This window comes from Streptococcus mitis, from assembly GCF_946190065.1.
Classification (GTDB): Bacteria; Bacillota; Bacilli; order Lactobacillales; family Streptococcaceae; genus Streptococcus; species Streptococcus mitis_DE.
Genome location: NZ_CAMHZD010000061.1, coordinates 1 through 356, shown reverse-complemented (window position 1 = coordinate 356; position 356 = coordinate 1). Strand labels below are relative to the sequence as shown.

The following is a 356-nucleotide window of genomic DNA, read 5'->3' as shown; positions in this document are numbered from 1 at the left end:
ACTCCCATAAGGAATCCCTTTACCATTTTGATTAACTTTTGATTATACATTCTTTTCCTTTCTTATTTAGGGGTAACAAAGTATATGCCTGATTGTGGTGTCAAGGTTCGCCAAGTCGATAAGTATAAACCACCAAAGTTCATTTCTGACATTAAGAAGCTACCATCACTATTAACATACTCACAGAATCCCACGTGACCATAAATTGGTGATGCTCCAGCTACACCATTCATGAATACAACTGCAGAACCTGGTTTAGGAGTCGTTGAAATGTCATATCCTTGAGCTTGACCGCTATCAACCCATTGATTGGCATTTCCTAAATACGGATAAATTCCTATTCCAATCTGAGCAAA

Annotated in this window: 1 protein-coding gene; it reads right to left on the bottom strand. The window is 37.9% G+C overall.

Annotated features, from left to right (window positions below; genetic code table 11):
- Positions 1–62 precede the first annotated feature (62 nt).
- On the bottom strand, positions 63–356 hold a 294-nt coding region (locus tag OCF96_RS09900; RefSeq protein WP_261447060.1), incomplete at its 5' end, for a CHAP domain-containing protein.